Here is an 18,654-nt window from a genome sequence, read left to right as displayed (position 1 = left end):
CGCTAGTTAGGAGAGAAAAAACATGCGAGCAAGAGATTTAGTTGTTATATCGAGCGTCATCATGATCGTTGCCATGTTGGTCATTCCATTGCCAACATGGTTGTTAAGTATTTTACTCCTTTTAAATATCTCTCTTGCGCTGCTGGTTCTATTGACTACGATGAATATGAAAGAACCTCTCGAATTTTCAATCTTTCCTTCCTTGCTCCTTTTACTGACATTGTTCAGGTTGGGGTTGAATGTTTCGACGACTCGTGCCATTTTGACCTATGGTGATGCTGGGGGAGTTGTAGAAACCTTTGGGTCGTTTGTAGTCGGCGGTAACGTGCTTGTAGGATTAGTTGTATTCATCATTTTGGTCATCATCAATTTCATCGTCATCACGAAAGGTTCCGAACGGGTCTCGGAGGTAGCGGCAAGGTTTACGCTGGATGCGATGCCAGGGAAACAGATGGCCATCGATGCAGATTTAAATGCTGGGATGATCTCCGAAAACGAAGCACGTGCCAGAAGGGAAAAAATTAGTAACGAAGCAGACTTTTATGGATCCATGGATGGGGCTAGTAAGTTTGTTAAAGGGGACGCCATAGCGGGCATCATCATTGTCATCATTAACTTGATTTTCGGTATGATCATTGGTGTCATGCAATTGGACATGAGCTTTGGAGAAGCAGCCGTCCATTTTTCCATGTTATCGGTTGGTGACGGAATCGTGAGTCAGGTACCAGCTTTATTGATTTCTACAGCTACGGGAATTGTCGTAACCCGGGCAGCCTCGAATGGAAACCTCGGAGCGGATATTGTTGAACAGTTATTTCAATTTCCCAAAATGCTTTACCTAACAGCAGCAACCATTTTCCTTTTAGGGTTATTCACTCCCATTTCCGACTTGTTCACCATTCCGATCGCTGCTTTATTAGTCGTTGGAGGGTATACAATTTCAAGGATACCGAAGCAGGACGAAAGAGAAATACAAGAAATGGAGGAAGTGCTGGAAACCGATGAAATGAAAAGTCCAGAAAGCGTCGTTAACCTTTTAAGTGTCGACCCGATCGAATTTGAGTTTGGATATGGATTGATTCCGCTTGCGGATGCCAATCAAGGGGGAGACCTACTGGACCGGGTCGTCATGATCCGCCGGCAGCTTGCAATTGAGTTGGGGCTCGTGATCCCTGTCGTCAGAATACGTGATAATATTCAGTTGAATCCTAATGAGTATCGGCTGAAGATTAAGGGAAGTGTCATGGCAAAGGGGGAATTGCTCCTAAATCATTTCTTGGCCATGAGTCCAGGGATGGAAGATGATTCAATAGAAGGAATCGATACGATAGAACCGTCTTTCGGTTTACCGGCCAAGTGGATTACGGATGATATGAAAGAACATGCCGAGATTCTGGGTTATACAGTTGTGGACCCGCCAAGTGTTGTATCCACCCACTTGACGGAAGTCATAAAGTCCAATGCGCAGGAATTATTGGGCAGGCAGGAAACGAAACAATTGATCGATCATCTTCACGAATCGGCACCTATACTAGTAGAGGAAGTCACTCCGAATCCCTTGTCTATAGGAGATGTACAAAAGGTATTGGCAAAACTATTGAAGGAAAAGGTTTCGATAAGGAATTTACCGATCATTTTCGAAACGCTTGCTGATTATGGCAAGTTATCGACTGACACAGATTTGCTTACCGAATATGTAAGGCAGAACTTAGCGAGACAAATAACAAATTCTTTTATTGCGGATGAAAATAGAATTAAAGTCATAACATTATCGGGGAAAGTTGAAAAGACCATCGCTGATGGTGTACAGCAAACTGAACATGGTAATTTTTTATCATTGGATCCAACTCTATCGCAATCCATATTGGAGGCAGTTGCAGCCAAATTGGAAGAGCTGACCCTAATGGATCACCAACCGATCCTACTCTGCTCTCCAGCAGTAAGGATGTATGCCCGGCAATTAACTGAACGTTATTTTCCTAATGTACCGATTCTTTCATACAATGAACTCGAATCGAATGTGGAAGTACAAAGTGTAGGGGTGGTGAATATCGATTGAAGGTAAAGAAATATTTGGCGCCATCAATGAACGAGGCAATGAAGCGAATAAGGACGGAACTAGGCAGTGATGCAGTAATCTTAAGTTCGAAGGCTGTATATAATGGTGGTTTCTTAGGATTATTCAAAAAGAGGAATATTGAAGTCATTGCAGCCATAGACCCTGTGTCCCAGCCTATCCAAGCCGTAACCAAGCAAAAATCGAAGAAGTTGCCATCAAAGCTGGAAATGGCAAGTCATGCCCCTGAACCTAATGAAGGGAATGGGGAAAGTGCTGACTTATTAAAAGAAATCGAAGGTTTGAAAGATATGATAAAGAGTTTGCAAATCTATTCAACTGATAAAAAATATCCGGGGAAGCTGGAGAAAATCCACGAATACCTAACCGAGCAGGAAGTGGATATATCACTTCGGTCCCAAATCATGGATGAATTGCTTGAAAAATGGTTCGTTTTTAAACAGCAATCCACTGATGAAGAGGTTCAAGTTTGGTTGGAAGAAGCCATGCTCGGGATTTTAGAAGAAGTTGGAAACGGAAAACCCGGGCTGCAAAAAAAATATATTAATATTGTTGGCCCAACAGGTGTGGGAAAGACAACGACCTTAGCAAAAGTAGCTGCGGAAACCATGTTAAAGCATGATAAAAAGGTGGCCTTCATTACGACGGATACGTACAGGATTGCTGCAATAGATCAACTTAAGACATATGCCAAGATTTTAAACGTTCCAATTGAAGTCGCTTATAACTTGGAAGACTTCAAAAGGGCTGCTGAACGCTTCTCCCATTATGATTTTGTTTTTATTGATACGGCCGGAAGGAATTTCCGTAACCCGCAATATGTCAAGGATCTTAATGAAATCATCCATTTTACAGATGAGATGGAAACCTATTTAGTATTGTCATTGACCTCTAAACAAAAGGATATGGAAGATATTTATCGACAGTTTGCTGCCATACCTATTAAACAGGTCATTTTTACAAAAGCGGACGAAACCTCCACTTTCGGGCAAATATTCAATTTTATAAATACTCATAAATTAGGAGCCGCCTATATAACAGATGGACAAAATGTGCCAGACGATATTGAAATAGCTACATCATCACAGCTATTGAAAATGGCTATTGGGGCTAATAAATATGAAAGATCAAGCTGAGAATTTACGAAAAAGATTGGAAGCCCGCCAAAATCGATCAATGGCCAAAACGATTGCCGTTTTAAGCGGGAAAGGTGGAGTGGGAAAATCAAACTTTTCCTTGAATTTTTCGATTGCCTTATCCCAAAGAGGCAAAAAAGTACTGTTGTTCGACATGGATATCGGTATGGGGAATATTGATATTTTGATTGGGGAACAATCTCCCTGCAGCATAATTGATTTTTTTGAAAACGATTGTAGTTTGAAGGATATCATCATGACAGGACCGGGAAACATTTCAATCATTACAGGTGGAACGGGGTTGACGGCTCTCTTTTCACTTGATGAGGAAAAGTATACCCGGTTTAATGAGGAGTTCGGTTTATTGTTGGCGAATTACGATTATATCTTATTTGATATGGGTGCTGGCATCACTCAGGATTCCATGAAATTCCTGTTATGTGTGGATGAATTAGTCGTTATCACGACACCTGAACCCACTTCTATCATGGATGCATATTCCGCAATGAAATATATCCATTCAGTAAATAAAGAGATATCATTGTTCCTGGTTTGCAATCGGGTTTTCACGAGTAAGGACGGCAAAGATACGATTAAGCGGCTCCAAAATGCACTAGTGGAATTTTTGGGACTGGAAACTGTAGCACTTGGGTACTTGCCAGATGATAGAACCGTACCCAATTCTGTTAACAAACAAATGCCCTTTCTTCTTTTCGATTCTGAAGCCGATATATCCAAAGCTATTATGGACATTGCTTCGAGATATTCAAATCATTCATTTGGGGAAGAATTGACTTTGCAAAAAAGCCATTTCCTCCAAAATATGAAGAGATATTTTTTTGGAAAGTAGGTCTCCTTATATGAGTAAAGTAAAAGTGCTGATAGTGGACGATTCTGCATTTATGAGAAAGTTAATTTCAGAGTTTTTAGCAGAAGATAGCAGGATGGAAGTCATCGGGACTGCGAGGAATGGTAGAGATGCCATAGACAAAATAAAGGCTTTAAAACCCGATGTCGTGACTTTGGATGTGGAAATGCCGATTATGGACGGATTGGAAGCATTAAGCCGGATCATGAATGAATGTCCAACTGCTGTTGTCATGTTATCAAGCACAACGAAAAAGGGAACGGAAAATACATTTGCCGCCATGAACAGTGGAGCCTTTGACTTTGTGGCTAAACCCTCTGGTGCCATTTCATTGGATTTACATAAAATCAAGAAAGAACTCCATGAAAAAGTTATGGCGGCCAGCAGGGCAAATGTTCACAAACTAGAAAAAAATGCAATGAATATTGAAAGAAGCCCATCTGTTTGGGGAAAATATAGTAAAATAGATTCAAAAGAATCGTCAGAAATTAAAAAAAATCAAAAAAAATGGTCCTATGGGTACAGGAAAATAATAGTCATTGGTACATCAACAGGAGGCCCGAGAGCCCTGCAGACCGTCTTGGCAGGACTCCCGGAAGAAGTTGATGCTCCCATACTCATTGTCCAGCATATGCCCCCCGGTTTCACAAAATCCTTGGCAACACGCCTGGATTCATTGTGCAAGATTAAAGTGAAGGAAGCTGAAGAGGGGGAACTGATTCAAAAAGGTGTCGCCTATATCGCACCGGGAGGTTTTCACTTGAAAGTGAAGAAAGTCGGAATGAGCTGGACAATCCTTTTGGATCAATCCGAATTGCGTAATGGACATCGCCCGTCAGTTGATGTGCTATTTGAATCGGTAAGTGAAATGAATGATTCTGCGAAAATAGCCGTTATCATGACCGGGATGGGAATGGACGGTTCGATGGGACTCATGAAGCTTAAACAGGAGGGTCCTTTAAAAGCGATAGCCGAATCACAGGAGACATCAATCGTTTTTGGTATGCCTAAGGCGGCAATCAATACCAAGTTAATAGATAGCATAGAGGATGTAGAAAAAATAGCTAAAGCGATAATGAGCTATTGTTAACACGTGGAGGTGTGAGATTGTATGGATATGAATCAGTATTTAGAGGTTTTTATAGAAGAAAGTAAAGAACATCTTCAAACGTGCAGCGAACAGTTGCTGGTACTCGAAAAGAACCCGGAAGACCTCACGATCGTAAACGAAATCTTTCGTTCCGCCCATACCTTAAAAGGGATGTCGGCGACTATGGGGTATGAGGATTTAACCAATTTAACCCATAAAATGGAGAATGTGTTGGATGCAATCCGAAATAGTCAAATCGCCCTCTCTCCAGAATTATTTGATGTGATATTTTTAGCGGTTGATGATTTAGAAGCGATGGTCATGTCCATTGCAGAAGGTGGAGATGGAAAAAGAAATGTGGAAGAGGTTGTCCATCAGCTGGAAGTGATTGAAAAAGGGGAGTCGCCCGTTTCTTCCACCATTGCAGAGATTGCAGCAGCTTCTGCCGTCCTTGAAAAAGAGGAAATGACTGTGGGAGAGTACGATGAATTTGAATGGACAGTGCTTAAGCAGTCCAAAGATCAAGGCTTCAACAGCTTCGAAATCTCGATAGGGTTGCGAGAGAACTGTCTTTTAAAAGCTGCCCGGGTGTTTATGGTTTTCGAGGTGCTTGAAAAGTCAGGTGAAGTAATCAAGTCACACCCACCGGTAGAACTTTTGGAAGAAGAACAATTCGATCAGCAATTTACGGTCACGATGGTAACAACAGAATCGAGTGATGAGATAAAGGAAAAAATCATGAAGGTTTCCGAAGTGGATCAAGTTGTGGTAAATGCCCTTGATCTTGAGGGCTTGAGGCATGCAGCCAATTCTATAGAGGATCAAGTTGCTGAAGTACCGGAACAAGAGACAATTAAAGCCGTGCTTCCAACTGATAATGATGATAAGAAAAAACAGGCACTCGTTAAGCCGGCATCAAGCAAGACCATTCGGGTGAACATTGAGCGGCTTGATATATTAATGAACCTATTCGAGGAACTAGTAATCGATAGAGGCAGACTTGACCAAATTTCCAGTGATTTGAATAATCAAGAATTGCATGAAACAGTAGAAAGAATGTCCCGTATAACAAGTGATTTACAAACAATCGTTTTGAATATGCGGATGGTGCCCGTTGAAACTGTATTCAATCGTTTTCCTAAAATGGTTCGTCAATTAGCAAGGGATTTAAACAAGAAAGTCAATTTGGAAATCAACGGTGCAGAAACGGAACTTGACCGTACAGTCATTGATGAAATCGGTGATCCTCTCGTCCATTTATTAAGAAACGCCATGGATCATGGAATTGAAACACCTGAAGAACGTTTGGCGAAAGGAAAGAAAGAAGAAGGTAAAATCCTTTTAAAAGCCTACCACGGCGGCAATCATGTTTTCATTGAAATTGAGGATGACGGTGCAGGAATCAATAAAGATCGTGTCTTGAACAAGGCGCTCTCCAATGGGATATTAACCAAGGAAGCTGCCGACACCCTAACGGATAAGCAAATCTATGAATTGATATTCGCTTCTGGTTTCTCAACAGCGGAAACCATTTCAGATGTATCGGGGCGCGGTGTTGGACTGGATGTGGTTAAAAATACTATTGAGTCTCTCGGTGGATCTGTCACGATCGATTCCAAAGAGAATGATGGATCCATCTTCCTTATTCAGCTTCCGCTTACATTGTCCATTATCTCTGTCATGCTGGTTGCAATCCAAAACGAAAAATATGCCATACCTCTTTCTTCGATAATAGAAACAGCGATCATAAAAAAAGCAGATATCTTGAATGCCCATAATCAACAGGTTATTGACTTCAGGGGAAAGATCCTGCCGCTTCTGTTCTTGAAAGATATATTTGAAGTGCCAATCAGTCTGGAAGAAGAAGAGTCCCTCTCTGTGGTCATTGTAAGAAAAGGTGATAAATTAGCCGGATTAGTCGTTGATTCATTCATCGGGCAGCTGGAAATCGTTCTGAAATCACTAGGTAATTATCTAAATAGCGCTTTTGCAATATCGGGGGCAACGATCCTTGGTGATGGTCAAGTTGCTTTAATTATAGATTGCAACACATTGATTCATTGAATGATAGATAAGCGGGGCAGGGGAATGGGACGTTGGTTCAACCGTTTCGATTCAAGTTTTCGTTAAGACTGCACAACAATCAGGAGTTTATTAAAAGGAGGGGAATAGATGTCGGAGGATATGAAAGTAATCGTATTTCAAATTAAAGATAAAGAATATGCAATACCAGTGGATAAAGTCAGCGGTATCGAAAAGATTCTGCATATTACCAGAGTTCCAAAGGCTGTAAAGTTTGTTAAGGGAGTCATAAATCTAAGGGGTGTAATCACTCCAATTATTGATTTGCGGGTGCGTTTTGGTTTCGAAGAGATGGAATACGATGAATCAACAAGGATTATCATCGTCATTCTGGATGATATGGAAGTTGGGTTAATAGTGGACTCTGCCAATGATGTTTTGGATATTCCAGTGGAGAGTATCGAACCTCAGCCTGAAGTTGTGGGACATTTGGCTTCAGAATACATTAGCGGAGTGGCTAAAATTGACAAGCGACTGCTCGTCCTAATCAATTTGGAGAAGGCTCTAAGTCTGGAAATGACTGAAAATATATTAAGAGAAGGATAATCATATGTCGTTCATTGAGAAAATCAACCCTATTCAACTCGATATTTTGAAGGAAATCGGCAATATAGGTGCAGGGAACGCAGCAACTGCGTTTTCTGCCATCCTTAATAGGAAAATTGATATGAATGTTCCTAATGTCCGAATCGTTTCCTTTGATGAAATGATGGAAATGGCTGGCGGGGCCGATCAAGTCGTTGCCAGCGTTTTCCTTAGAATAGAAGGTGATGCTTCAGGGAGTATGTTTTTTATCCTTTCGCTTCCTGTAGCCCAATACTTGATTCGTAAGATGACTGGTGATGAGACCTTTTTGATGGAATCCGCACCCCATACTGAATTGGCGCTTTCTTGCCTTCAGGAATTAGGGAATATCTTATCGGGATCCTACCTCTCTTCTCTTTCTGATTTCACCCGATTGAATATCTATCCATCCGTTCCATCATTGAGCATCGATATGGTAGGGGCAACGATCAGTTACGGATTATTGGAATTATCAAAAGTAAGTGACGCAGCCATCGTCATTGATACTGTGCTTGAAAAAGACCAGCTTTTCGCTGAATCCATTAATGGTCATTTCTTTTTATTACCTGATCCCGAATTTTTTGATATCATTTTTTCCGCTTTAGGAGTGTCCACCTAATGACTGAATTGTTAAAGGTCCAGGTTGTTAAGGTTGGAATAGCGGATATGAATATTATAAAACCTCCCTATACGATTCGCACTTCCGGGCTGGGGTCGTGTGTTGGTGTTGTGATTTATGATGAGAAAAAAGAGATTGCGGGTTTGGCACATATTATGCTGCCTGACTCTTCATTAGCTAAATCGGGGCCGATCAACGTTGCCAAATTTGCAGATACGGCGATAAAGGAATTGGTGCAGCTCTTAGTAAAAGAAGGCGCAAGAATGCCATTCCTAAAAGCGAAGTTGGCTGGCGGAGCACAAATGTTCCAATTTGCCTCCGGAGGGGATTTAATGAGAATAGGACCACGGAATGTGGAAGCTATTCGAAAGGTGTTATCTGACTTGCGCATTAGAGTCGTCGCTGAAGATGTTGGCGGGAATAGCGGAAGAACGATTGATTTCAATTTAAGTGATTGTTTGCTAAATATACGGACCGTTACAAAAGGGACTAAAAACATATAGGATCGGATTTGGCTTTTGAAAAGCCAAAAATATGACAGGTACACTTGCAATCGAATTATTATTGCATTTATGGCTTTAGGGGCCGTATCGATCACAAATCGCATAACAATGTTAGGAGGATGTCCAATGTCTCATCTGACCATCGAAGAAGAGCAGTTATGTTGGAAGAATTGGGTGGATCGCAGAGATTCGCTAGCCGGGGACATTTTGGTGAAGAAATACATACCTCTCGTATCGTATCATGTTCAACGTATTTCAGTAAGTCTTCCTAAAAATGTGAGCCGGGATGATATAAGGAGTTTAGGAATGATGGGGTTATTCGATGCCCTGGAACGTTTTGACACGAAGCGTGATCTGAAGTTTGACACATATGCTTCATTTAGAATACGTGGTGCTATTTTAGATGGATTAAGAAAAGAGGATTGGCTTCCGCGGAGCGCAAGAGATAAAGCCAAGAAAATTGAAGCTGCAATAGAAAAGCTGGAGCAGCAATACATGAGGAACCTTTCGCCAAACGAGATTGCCGCTGAATTGAATATTCCGGAAGATGAAGTATATGCTGCATTAAATGAGAACTTCTTTGCCAATGTACTATCAATGGATGAAAATCCCCAAGAAGACGATAAAGAAAGCGCGAATTTTCATATTAAAGATGAAAAGGCGGATTTACCCGAGGAACATGTGTTAAGGGATGAACTGTATGTTGAATTGGCCAAAGTCATAGAAACCCTTAATGAAAAAGAACAGTTGGTTTTACAGCTTTTTTATAAAGAAGAACTAACATTGACCGAAATCGGGCAAGTGATGAGCCTATCTACGTCCCGGATATCCCAAATTCATTCAAAAGCGATATATAAATTAAGAAACACGATGCAAGATCAAAAAAATTAATCATGATATTTTAATGAAGAGGGCTACGGAGTTTGGGAAGCATAAAATCCCAATTGAACGAAGAAGCCCCCTGCAAGCTTGAAAGAATTGATAAGGTACCCGCATCAATAAATGCTTCGAAATCACAGAATGTACGAACTGTACTTAGTCAATAAGAGCAAAGCAACAGATTGACTATTCCGGTTAATTAGGAGGCAACATGACAGCGTTTTTTATATTTCTGTTGTTTGTATTAAACATATTCACCATTTTCGCCATCATCGTTTTATATCTTCGGCAAAATCGTTTAAGTAAGTTGGAAAAAGACCAAAAAGCCATCATTGGAGAAATGGAACAACTTTTGTCTGGTTATTTAATGGAGATGAAAGAGGATAATGAGGCATTGGTAAAGGCATTCACCAATTCGGTGGCAATGAATCACGAGCATGGTCAAAAAGGTCAAGTACATGGCTCGATCAAAGAAACAAAGGAAGATAAAGAAGAAAAACAGGAACAAAACATGCTGCTAGAGTATAAAGAGGGAAGCCGTGCCGGTGCTAAAAAGCAGGCAATCAACGCCTATAAAATTATGCCTGAAAAAAATGAAACCAATGCTTTACCAGTAAAAGTCGAGGACAAATTGGAGCTTTCATCGGCAGTCGCTTCTCCTAAAAACGAAGGGAAGCCGGCTGGCATGGAATTTTCGGACATGCTGCAGGCTTCGTTAAATGAACGATCATTAAATTCAAAAGTGGATATGTTAGCGGATCAAGGACATTCAGTAGAGGAAATCGCCAAAAAGTTAGGTTGCGGTCAAACCGAGATAGAGCTATTACTAAAGTTTCGCATGAATAGATAAAGTTATCTCTTGATTGTGCAGAGCCATTATGATATATTATGAAATGGTGTTAATACACACGCCCCGTGATTCTTGCAGATGGTGCTGTTATGACAGTTTCTGTATGAAAATGATCGGTGCGGAGGAAAAACAAAACCATTTAGGAGGAACTAAAATGTCAGTCATTTCTATGAAACAATTGCTTGAAGCTGGTGTACATTTCGGACACCAAACACGTCGCTGGAACCCAAAAATGAAGAAATATATCTTCACTGAGCGTAACGGCATCTACATCATCGACCTTCAAAAAACAGTTAAAAAGGTTGAAGAAGCTTATAACTTCGTGAAAGAACTAGCTGCTAACGGTGGTACTGTTCTTTTCGTTGGAACTAAAAAACAAGCTCAAGAATCTGTTAAAGAAGAAGCTATCCGTTCTGGTATGTACTATGTAAACCAACGTTGGTTAGGTGGAACTTTAACAAACTTTGAAACAATCCAAAAACGTATCGCTCGTCTTAAAGATATCGAAAAAATGGAAGAAAACGGAACTTTCGAAGTACTTCCTAAAAAAGAAGTTATCCAACTTAAAAAAGAATGGGATCGCTTAGAGAAATTCTTAGGCGGTATTAAAGATATGAAGACTCTTCCAGATGCGATCTTCGTTATCGACCCTCGCAAAGAGCGTATCGCTGTTGCGGAAGCACACAAATTACACATTCCACTTGTTGGTATCGTTGATACAAACTGTGATCCGGATGAAATCGATGTAGTTATTCCTGCGAATGACGATGCAATCCGTGCTGTTAAATTATTAACAGGTAAAATGGCAGATGCTATCTTAGAAGCTAAACAAGGCGAAGAAACAGCAACTGAAACAACTACTGCTTAATAAGTAAAAAAGGTTGCTTATTCAGTAAGAAAAAAGGTGATAAGAGGATAATGCCTTTTATCCCTTTTTTTTGCACTAAATAAGCATACATAAAATCACTGTACGTAATGACTTTTTAAAAAGGTATGGGCGATTTTTCAGGGATGAAAATGTTCCGTCATATTGACTGAGTAAGTGGATGTTTTTTCAGAAATATTGTCAAGACTAGTTATTTTGTTTGATGATAACAAGTATTTTTTGGCAATAATGGGTAAAGATTGAATAAACTGCATTTAATTTGAGGAGGATATATATTATGGCAATCACTGCACAATTAGTTAAAGAATTGCGTGAAAAAACTGGTGCCGGTATGATGGACTGTAAAAAGGCACTTGTACAAACAGAAGGCGATATGGAAAAGGCAATCGATTTCCTACGTGAAAAAGGAATTGCAAAAGCTGCTAATAAAGGCGACCGTATTGCTGCTGAAGGTCTAACTTCAATCGTTGTGGAAGGAAACCAAGCGGTAATCCTTGAAGTGAACTCAGAAACTGATTTCGTTGCTAAAAACGAAGGATTCCAAACTCTTGTTAAAGAATTGGCTGGATTCCTTCTTGCTAACAAACCTGAAAGCGTTGAAGCAGCTCTTGAGCAAACAATGGAAAATGGAGTAAAAGTAGCAGATCATATCAATGCTGCAGTTGCTAAAATTGGGGAAAAATTAACTCTACGCCGTTTCCAAGTTGTTTCTAAAACAGATAACGACGCATTTGGTGCATACCTTCACATGGGTGGACGTATCAGCGTACTATCAGTTCTTGAAGGTACAACTGACGAAGAGGCAGCTAAAGGCGTTTCAATGCATATCGCTGCAATCAACCCTAAATATATCTCTCGCGACCAAGTAGATGCTAGCGAATTAGAACGCGAACGCGAAGTTCTTACTCAACAAGCGCTTAATGAAGGCAAACCTGAAAAAATCGTTGCAAAAATGGTTGAGGGACGTATCAATAAATTCTACGAAGAAATCTGCGTAAACGAACAAGCTTTCGTTAAGAACCCAGATCAAAAAGTGGGACAATTCGTTGAATCAAAAGGCGGAAAAATCCTATCATTCGTTCGTTATGAAGTAGGGGAAGGTCTTGAAAAACGTCAAGAAAACTTTGCTGAAGAAGTAATGAACCAAGTTAAAAAAGACTAATTGTCAGATAATTAATAATGGGGAACACTCTGGTGTTCCCTATTTTTTGAAATGTCATGAATTTTTGGTAGTATTGCAAGAAAGCATGATGAACGAATGAAAAGATTACATAGTTGGAGGTTCTCATGAGTAACGCTAAATATAAACGTGTCGTTTTAAAACTAAGTGGCGAAGCATTAGCCGGTGAAGAAGGATTTGGAATTAACCCTGCAGTAATTAAATCTATTGCTGAACAAGTCAAGGAAGTGGCTGAGCTTGATGTAGAAGTGGCTGTTGTTGTCGGCGGCGGAAACATTTGGCGCGGGAAAATAGGCAGTGAAATGGGCATGGATCGTGCTAATGCCGATTATATGGGGATGCTGGCTACAGTCATGAACTCATTGGCATTACAAGACAGCCTTGATCAGCTTGGAATTGAAACGCGCGTGCAAACTTCCATTGAGATGAGGCAAGTCGCTGAGCCATACATTAGACGCCGTGCTATCAGGCATCTAGAGAAAAAGAGAGTGGTGATTTTTGCAGCTGGTACAGGTAATCCATACTTCTCAACGGATACCACTGCCGCCCTGCGTGCTGCTGAAATTGAAGCTGATGTCATCTTGATGGCGAAGAATAATGTGGATGGCGTATACAATGCAGATCCGGTTAAGGACAAAAATGCAGTGAAGTATGATAAACTTTCCTACCTTGATGTGATTAAAGAAGGGTTAGAAGTAATGGATTCAACTGCGTCCTCACTATGCATGGACAATGATATTCCATTGATCGTCTTCTCGATCATGGAAAAAGGTAATATTAAACGGGCCGTATTAGGCGAAACGCTTGGTACTATTGTAAGGGGGAAATAAAAGATGCCGAAACAAGTTATTTCGAATGCGAAAACGAAAATGGAAAAAGCCATTGGAGCGTACACACGTGAATTAGCAAGCATCCGTGCCGGAAGGGCAAATGCCTCATTGCTTGATAGAATCTCGATCGATTATTATGGATCGCCGACACCAGTCAATCAGGTGGCAGGAATTTCTGTCCCGGAAGCTAGACTATTAGTCATTCAACCATATGATAAAACGGTTTTGGGTGAAATCGAAAAGGCGATTTTGAAATCAGACTTGGGATTAAATCCTTCTAATGATGGATCGGTCATCAGGATTGCCATCCCAGCTCTAACGGAAGAGCGCAGAAAAGAGCTTGTGAAAGTCGTTAAAAAAGAAGCGGAAGAAGCGAAAATAGCTGTCCGTAATGTTCGTCGCGATGCTAATGATGATTTGAAAAAGCTTGAAAAAAGTGGTGAAATCACTGAAGATGATTTACGTGGCTATGCAGATGACATCCAAAAGATGACAGATGGCAACATCACGAAAATTGATGAAATTACAAAAGATAAAGAAAAAGAAATTATGGAAGTATAATTCCCACTGAAGAATTGATTAAATAAAGAGGGCCGAATCCATACTGGGTCATGTCTTGGTTCTAACATATAGGTGTGCTTAAAGGAGAAAACTGTTATAATAAGGTTTCTCCGATAATGATTACTCCTTGAGTTAGTATGTTGCATGCAAACGTTGGAGGTGGTCCTTTTTTTGCATTTTTCATGGTAATCATAACCGGTTTTAGAAAAAAAGAAGTAATGATTTCTCCCTTTCTAGCTTCTAATGAAGAAATAATTTTCATATAAATAATATGAGAACCAGTTTTTTTTTGATATTATAATATAGATTCTTTTTAAGCGGCAGAAAGCTTGATATACATAGTGCACGAAAACTTTGCCTTTGTAGAGAGATAAGTACAACCTGATGGGGGACTAACATATGTATTCACTTTGGAAGCGTTTCGTTAAAAAAGATGCTTCTTCCGATGTAACAAATAGGATTCAGCATATTAAACAGTTTGATGTTCCTCAGCATATCGCCATCATTATGGATGGAAACGGCCGTTGGGCCAAAAAGCGTGCATTGCCACGTGTGGCGGGTCATCATGAAGGAATGAAAACCGTTCGTAGAATTACGAAAGTTGCCAATAAATTAGGGGTCAAAACTTTGACAGTCTATGCGTTTTCCACTGAAAATTGGAAACGTCCGAAAAGTGAAGTCGACTTTTTGATGAAGCTTCCCCAGGAATTTCTGGGGACATTTTTACCAGAGCTCATTTCAGAAAATGTAAGAGTTGAAACGATAGGGGACTTGTCACTCATTCCGTCACATACTCAAGGTGCCGTTAAACGGGCCATGGAGGACACGAAAGACAATGATGGGATGATTCTGAATTTTGCCCTGAACTATGGAAGCCGTGGGGAGATTGTATCTGCAGTGAATAGCATCATTGAAGATGCTAAGAATGGTATAATAAAGGAAAATGTAACTGAGGAAATGCTATCCAGTTACCTGATGACCAAACATTTGTCGGATCCTGATTTACTGATCCGTACAAGCGGTGAAATCCGTTTAAGTAATTTCATGCTTTGGCAGTCGGCTTATACTGAGCTGTGGTTTACTGAGGTGCTATGGCCGGATTTTAGTGAAGAGCATTTATTGCAGGCAGTTGAGGAGTATCAAAAGCGTTCACGAAGATTCGGTGGCGTTTAATGTAGAAGGCGAGGAAAATGGAATAATGAAACAACGAATTATTACGGCGGTCGTAGTTGCCGCTATCTTCATTCCACTAGTCATTTTAGGGGGCACTCCCTTTTTACTGACGGTATATCTGTTAGGGTCAATTGGTTTGTATGAACTGATGAAAATGAAAAAGTTACGTGTACTGTCTTTTGAAGCATTTCTTTCCTACATATTATTGTGGGTGCTTTTATTGCCTAATGAGCATACTGCTTTTTTAGCAGAAATAAATTACGATAAAGTTCAAGTCTTTTTAATCGGTGTTTTGCTGCTATTGCTTTATACAGTCGTTTCAAAAAACCGTTTTACTTTTGATGACGCAGGCTTTCTAGTGATTTCAATCCTATACTTGGGGATAGGCTTCTATTACCTATTTGAAACACGTGACTCATTGGGGTTGGGGCTGATCTATATCCTGCTTACCCTATTTACGATCTGGGCAACCGATTCCGGGGCATACTTCATAGGTAAATCACTTGGTAAAAGAAAGCTATGGCCAGAAATAAGTCCAAACAAGACGGTGGAAGGGTTTATCGGCGGGTTATTTTCCGCGATGGTAGTGGGGGTTCTATTTTACGCCTTCTCCAGCCTGGATTACACGTTATTACAATTATTATTGATTTCATTAATCATTGGGGTATTCGGCCAATTGGGCGATCTCGTCCAATCGGCGTATAAACGTCATTATGGCGTCAAGGATTCAGGAACGCTTCTCCCGGGACATGGTGGGATTTTGGACAGGCTTGATAGCGTGATATTCATTTTACCGATTCTGCATTTATTGCACGTTTTATAATATAAATATAGGCAAGTGTTATCTGAATTAGGAGATGAACAATTTGAAAAATATCAGCCTTTTGGGCGCGACAGGATCGATTGGTCAACAAACAGCGGATGTAGTAAGGTCCCATCCAGATCAATTCAAGATCGTGGCGCTTTCTGCTGGAAAGAATATAGAATTGGTCAGGACTTATATAAAAGAGTTTGAACCGAAACTGGTTTCAGTACAGACGGAAGAAGATTATCATGTTTTGAAAAGTGAATTCTCCAGCCGCAAAGATATCGAGTTCATGTATGGGGATGAGGGTTTGACTGCTGTTGCCGTTTATGGTCAAGCGACGATATTGGTCAATGCTGTAATCGGAAGCGTGGGTCTATATCCTACACTTCAAGCAATAAAGGCTAAAAAGGATATTGCGATCGCCAACAAGGAGACTTTGGTGACGGCAGGTCATTTGGTCATAAGTGAAGCAAAAAAAGCGGGGGTTAGACTGCTGCCGGTTGACAGTGAGCATTCCGCTATTTTTCAGGCATTGCAAGGTGAAAAGGAAAAAAATATAGAACGACTTGTCATTACTGCTTCAGGAGGCAGTTTTCGAGATCGAACCAGGGAAGAATTGAAGGATGTAACGGTGGAAGAGGCACTGAACCATCCGAACTGGTCAATGGGAGCCAAAATCACGATCGATTCGGCATCAATGATGAATAAAGGATTGGAAGTAATTGAGGCCCACTGGCTATTCGATCTCCCCTACGATAAAATTGATGTATTGCTACATAAGGAGAGCATCATCCATTCCATGGTTGAGTTTCATGACTCCAGCGTGATAGCACAACTGGGGACACCGGATATGAGGGTGCCTATACAATATGCGCTTACTTATCCAGACCGTATTCCGCTGGCAGGGCGCAAACGGCTTAACCTTGCTGAAGCAGGCAAACTGCATTTTAGAGATATGGATTTCACCAGATATCCTTGTTTGCAATTCGCTTATAAAGCGGGTAAAATGGGCGGAACGATGACTACTGTGCTGAATGCCGCCAATGAAGCCGCAGTATCTGCATTCTTATCTGGAAAGGTAACCTTCCTTGATATTGAAACATTGATTGAAAAAGCGCTGAATCAGCATTCCGTCATAGCCCTTCCAGATTTAGAAACGATTCAGGAAGTCGATCATATGACAAGGCAGTATATAGAATCTTTAGTGAAAGATAGGTGACCGGAACATGCAGACTTTAGAAACGATTATAGCGTTCATCATCATTTTTGGAGCTCTAGTATTTTTCCATGAGCTTGGGCACTTAGTGTTTGCTAAGCGAGCAGGAATTTTATGCCGTGAGTTCGCAATCGGTTTCGGGCCAAAAGTATTCACATATAAAAAGAAGGAAACCGTTTATACCATTCGATTGCTTCCTCTTGGCGGGTACGTCCGTATGGCTGGTGAAGATGCAGAGAATATAGAATTGAAGCCCGGCTATCGAGTGGGATTAATGTTTGATAATGAAGAGAATGTTACAAAAATCATTTTGAACAATAAAGATAAATATCCTGATATTCGTCTTGTGGAAGTTGAAGTGATCGACCTTGATCATAAACTGATCCTTACTGGTTATGAAGAGGGCGAGGAAGAAACATTAAAAACGTTTGCCATTCATAAAGAAGCGGTGATTGTTGAAAATGGTGTAGAGAACCAGATAGCTCCTTTTGACCGGCAATTTGCCTCAAAGTCGCTTGGGCACCGTTTTCTAACGATTGTAGCTGGACCGGCAATGAATTTCGTTTTGGCTTTTGTCATTTTTGTATTGATCGGCCTGTTTCAAGGAGTCGTGGTGGATGAAGCGAAACTTGGTGAATTGACACCGGACGGCTCGGCAGTAAATGCCGGTTTAAAATCGGGGGATGTCATTCAATCCATAGAAGGGACGGAAGTCTCCACTTGGGGAGATGTTCAGGAAAGCATTCAAAAGAACCCTGGGCAAGAGATCGAGTTCGTCGTTGATAGGGACGGGAAAACATTAGAAGTTCCGGTTGTTCCGCAAGAAGTGGAGAGGGAAGGGAAGAAAATCGGGATTATCGGTGTCTACCCTCCAGTTGAAAAAGCACCGATTAAAGCTATACAATATGGTTTTACAGAAACGTATTTTTGGACAAAACAAATCTTCATCATCCTTGGTGACCTCGTAACGGGTGGGTTTACGATCGACAGTTTATCTGGTCCTGTAGGAATATATAAATCAACTGAGGAAGTGGCGAAACAAGGTTTATTCACGTTAATGAAATGGGCAGGGCTGCTCAGCATTAACCTGGGAATCATGAACCTGCTTCCGCTACCGGCATTGGATGGAGGAAGACTGTTATTCTTTGTGGTCGAATTCTTGAGAGGGAAACCGATCGATCGTCAAAAAGAAGGAATGGTCCACTTCATCGGCTTTGCTTTGCTGATGTTATTGATGATTGTCGTTACCTGGAATGACATCCAGCGCTTCTTCCTGTAAGACATGTTTGGATAACGCAAAACAGGCCAGCAGAATTATCTGTTGGCCGTTTT

Annotated in this window: 18 protein-coding genes; all 18 read left to right on the top strand. The window is 40.8% G+C overall.

Annotated features, from left to right (window positions below; genetic code table 11):
- The first annotated feature begins 22 nt into the window (after window positions 1-22).
- The 18 genes from flhA (at window position 23) to rseP (ending at window position 18,601) form a co-directional block, all read left to right on the top strand.
- Window positions 23-2,059, top strand: a complete 2,037-nt coding sequence (gene flhA, locus ACYP5M_RS21220) for a flagellar biosynthesis protein FlhA (protein ID WP_434169080.1) — start codon at window positions 23-25, stop codon at window positions 2,057-2,059.
- Window positions 2,056-3,213 carry a flagellar biosynthesis protein FlhF gene (flhF, locus tag ACYP5M_RS21215; RefSeq protein WP_434169081.1) on the top strand — a complete coding sequence of 386 codons (1,158 nt, stop codon included), beginning with the start codon at window positions 2,056-2,058 and terminating at the stop codon, window positions 3,211-3,213. Before flhA ends, flhF begins: the two co-directional genes overlap by 4 nt.
- A complete protein-coding gene (locus ACYP5M_RS21210; RefSeq protein ID WP_459735496.1) occupies window positions 3,197-4,063 on the top strand; it encodes a MinD/ParA family protein in 867 nt (288 codons plus the stop codon). Before flhF ends, ACYP5M_RS21210 begins: the two co-directional genes overlap by 17 nt.
- 10 nt (window positions 4,064-4,073) lie before the next feature.
- Window positions 4,074-5,171, top strand: coding sequence for a protein-glutamate methylesterase/protein-glutamine glutaminase (locus tag ACYP5M_RS21205; protein ID WP_459735495.1), 1,098 nt, complete (start codon window positions 4,074-4,076; stop codon window positions 5,169-5,171).
- A gap of 21 nt (window positions 5,172-5,192) precedes the next feature.
- Window positions 5,193-7,235, top strand: coding sequence for a chemotaxis protein CheW (locus ACYP5M_RS21200; RefSeq protein WP_434169084.1), 2,043 nt, complete (start codon window positions 5,193-5,195; stop codon window positions 7,233-7,235).
- A 108-nt stretch (window positions 7,236-7,343) separates the two neighbouring features.
- On the top strand, window positions 7,344-7,799 hold the full coding sequence (locus ACYP5M_RS21195; protein WP_434169085.1) for a chemotaxis protein CheW: 456 nt from the start codon (window positions 7,344-7,346) through the stop codon (window positions 7,797-7,799).
- Between the two features lie 4 nt (window positions 7,800-7,803).
- Window positions 7,804-8,436 carry a chemotaxis protein CheC gene (locus ACYP5M_RS21190; protein WP_459735494.1) on the top strand — a complete coding sequence of 211 codons (633 nt, stop codon included), beginning with the start codon at window positions 7,804-7,806 and terminating at the stop codon, window positions 8,434-8,436.
- Window positions 8,436-8,939: a chemotaxis protein CheD gene (locus tag ACYP5M_RS21185; RefSeq protein ID WP_459735493.1), complete on the top strand. Its 504-nt coding sequence runs from the start codon at window positions 8,436-8,438 to the stop codon at window positions 8,937-8,939. The genes ACYP5M_RS21190 and ACYP5M_RS21185 overlap by 1 nt, the downstream gene beginning before the upstream one ends.
- A 126-nt stretch (window positions 8,940-9,065) precedes the next feature.
- Complete coding sequence (locus ACYP5M_RS21180) at window positions 9,066-9,830, top strand: FliA/WhiG family RNA polymerase sigma factor (protein WP_459735492.1); 765 nt, start codon at window positions 9,066-9,068, stop codon at window positions 9,828-9,830.
- Between the two features lie 199 nt (window positions 9,831-10,029).
- On the top strand, window positions 10,030-10,668 hold the full coding sequence (locus ACYP5M_RS21175) for a hypothetical protein (protein ID WP_434169088.1): 639 nt from the start codon (window positions 10,030-10,032) through the stop codon (window positions 10,666-10,668).
- 154 nt (window positions 10,669-10,822) lie between these two features.
- The gene (rpsB, locus tag ACYP5M_RS21170; protein ID WP_034313644.1) at window positions 10,823-11,536 is read left to right on the top strand and encodes a 30S ribosomal protein S2; all 714 of its coding nucleotides are present in this window, start codon (window positions 10,823-10,825) and stop codon (window positions 11,534-11,536) included.
- Window positions 11,537-11,831: 295 nt separating this feature from the next.
- Complete coding sequence (tsf, locus tag ACYP5M_RS21165) at window positions 11,832-12,716, top strand: translation elongation factor Ts (RefSeq protein WP_101224670.1); 885 nt, start codon at window positions 11,832-11,834, stop codon at window positions 12,714-12,716.
- Between the two features lie 125 nt (window positions 12,717-12,841).
- Window positions 12,842-13,564 (top strand): UMP kinase, encoded by a 723-nt coding sequence (gene pyrH, locus ACYP5M_RS21160; RefSeq protein WP_034313639.1) that lies wholly within the window; start codon window positions 12,842-12,844, stop codon window positions 13,562-13,564.
- Window positions 13,565-13,567: 3 nt separating this feature from the next.
- Window positions 13,568-14,125, top strand: a complete 558-nt coding sequence (gene frr, locus ACYP5M_RS21155) for a ribosome recycling factor (RefSeq protein WP_101224671.1) — start codon at window positions 13,568-13,570, stop codon at window positions 14,123-14,125.
- 399 nt (window positions 14,126-14,524) lie between these two features.
- Entirely contained in the window at window positions 14,525-15,298 is a 774-nt protein-coding gene (locus ACYP5M_RS21150) for an isoprenyl transferase (RefSeq protein WP_101224672.1), read from the top strand.
- A gap of 25 nt (window positions 15,299-15,323) precedes the next feature.
- The gene (locus tag ACYP5M_RS21145) at window positions 15,324-16,121 is read left to right on the top strand and encodes a phosphatidate cytidylyltransferase (RefSeq protein ID WP_260357096.1); all 798 of its coding nucleotides are present in this window, start codon (window positions 15,324-15,326) and stop codon (window positions 16,119-16,121) included.
- Window positions 16,122-16,164: 43 nt separating this feature from the next.
- Window positions 16,165-17,325 carry a 1-deoxy-D-xylulose-5-phosphate reductoisomerase gene (dxr, locus tag ACYP5M_RS21140; protein ID WP_434169089.1) on the top strand — a complete coding sequence of 387 codons (1,161 nt, stop codon included), beginning with the start codon at window positions 16,165-16,167 and terminating at the stop codon, window positions 17,323-17,325.
- A 7-nt stretch (window positions 17,326-17,332) separates the two neighbouring features.
- Complete coding sequence (gene rseP, locus ACYP5M_RS21135) at window positions 17,333-18,601, top strand: RIP metalloprotease RseP (RefSeq protein ID WP_101224674.1); 1,269 nt, start codon at window positions 17,333-17,335, stop codon at window positions 18,599-18,601.
- Window positions 18,602-18,654: the final 53 nt, after the last annotated feature.

It is taken from the genome of Peribacillus sp. N1 (assembly GCF_054600815.1).
Note: the sequence above shows the minus strand (reverse complement) of the source record. Positions and strands in the feature narration are given on the sequence as shown.

Coding starts and splice junctions, on each gene's coding strand:
- flhA (WP_434169080.1), top strand. CDS start 23: ATGCGAGCAAGAGATTTAGTTGTTATATCGAGCGTCATCATGATCGTT.
- ACYP5M_RS21210 (WP_459735496.1), top strand. CDS start 3,197: ATGAAAGATCAAGCTGAGAATTTACGAAAAAGATTGGAAGCCCGCCAA.
- ACYP5M_RS21205 (WP_459735495.1), top strand. CDS start 4,074: ATGAGTAAAGTAAAAGTGCTGATAGTGGACGATTCTGCATTTATGAGA.
- ACYP5M_RS21200 (WP_434169084.1), top strand. CDS start 5,193: ATGGATATGAATCAGTATTTAGAGGTTTTTATAGAAGAAAGTAAAGAA.
- ACYP5M_RS21195 (WP_434169085.1), top strand. CDS start 7,344: ATGTCGGAGGATATGAAAGTAATCGTATTTCAAATTAAAGATAAAGAA.
- ACYP5M_RS21190 (WP_459735494.1), top strand. CDS start 7,804: ATGTCGTTCATTGAGAAAATCAACCCTATTCAACTCGATATTTTGAAG.
- ACYP5M_RS21185 (WP_459735493.1), top strand. CDS start 8,436: ATGACTGAATTGTTAAAGGTCCAGGTTGTTAAGGTTGGAATAGCGGAT.
- ACYP5M_RS21180 (WP_459735492.1), top strand. CDS start 9,066: ATGTCTCATCTGACCATCGAAGAAGAGCAGTTATGTTGGAAGAATTGG.
- ACYP5M_RS21175 (WP_434169088.1), top strand. CDS start 10,030: ATGACAGCGTTTTTTATATTTCTGTTGTTTGTATTAAACATATTCACC.
- rpsB (WP_034313644.1), top strand. CDS start 10,823: ATGTCAGTCATTTCTATGAAACAATTGCTTGAAGCTGGTGTACATTTC.
- tsf (WP_101224670.1), top strand. CDS start 11,832: ATGGCAATCACTGCACAATTAGTTAAAGAATTGCGTGAAAAAACTGGT.
- pyrH (WP_034313639.1), top strand. CDS start 12,842: ATGAGTAACGCTAAATATAAACGTGTCGTTTTAAAACTAAGTGGCGAA.
- frr (WP_101224671.1), top strand. CDS start 13,568: ATGCCGAAACAAGTTATTTCGAATGCGAAAACGAAAATGGAAAAAGCC.
- ACYP5M_RS21150 (WP_101224672.1), top strand. CDS start 14,525: ATGTATTCACTTTGGAAGCGTTTCGTTAAAAAAGATGCTTCTTCCGAT.
- ACYP5M_RS21145 (WP_260357096.1), top strand. CDS start 15,324: ATGAAACAACGAATTATTACGGCGGTCGTAGTTGCCGCTATCTTCATT.
- rseP (WP_101224674.1), top strand. CDS start 17,333: ATGCAGACTTTAGAAACGATTATAGCGTTCATCATCATTTTTGGAGCT.